A 562-nucleotide genomic window follows, 5' to 3' on the forward strand; every position below is an offset into this window, starting at 1 on the left:
GGCGTGGGTGGTCAGCCCGCGTAAGTCTCGACGTTCACGATCTCCACGCTGATGGAACGCCCGTTGGGCGCCTCGTAGGCCGACTTCTCGCCGACCTTGAGGCCGAGGATGGCCTGACCGAGCGGGCTGGCCTCGCTGTAGACGTCGAGGTCGCTGCCGACCGCGATCTCCCGACTGCCGAGGAGGAAGACCTCTTCGCCGCCGGCGACGAGAGCCGTGACGACGGTGCCGGGCTCGACGATCCCGCGGCTGGCGGGAGCCTCGCCGACCTTGGCGGTCTTCAGCAGAGCCTCGAGGGTGCGGATGCGGGCCTCCTGCTTGCCCTGCTCATCCTTCGCGGCGTGGTATCCGCCGTTCTCCTTGAGGTCGCCTTCTTCGCGGGCCGCCTCGATGCGCTTGGCGATCTCATCGCGACCCACGGTCGACAGGTGCTCCAGCTCGGCGACGAGCCGGTCGTAAGCCTCCTGCGTGAGGAAGGGAACCTGAGCATCGGTGGACATGGCGAAGCTCCTTCTTTCGGGATCCCTCCGGCATGCTGCGGGGGATATGCCAAGAGGCCCCC

The 562-nt window shown here is 68.0% G+C and carries 1 protein-coding gene; it reads right to left on the bottom strand.

The window, feature by feature from the left end; all coding sequences use genetic code 11:
• Window positions 1-11: 11 nt before the first annotated feature.
• The gene (gene greA / locus ACNPM4_RS07165; RefSeq protein ID WP_029262971.1) at window positions 12-500 is read right to left on the bottom strand and encodes a transcription elongation factor GreA; all 489 of its coding nucleotides are present in this window, start codon (window positions 498-500) and stop codon (window positions 12-14) included.
• Window positions 501-562 lie beyond the last annotated feature (62 nt).

The organism is Microbacterium umsixpiens (genome assembly GCF_053543675.1).

Excerpts from the sequence above, each read along its gene's own strand:
- greA (WP_029262971.1), bottom strand. The coding sequence starts at position 500 with ATGTCCACCGATGCTCAGGTTCCCTTCCTCACGCAGGAGGCTTACGAC.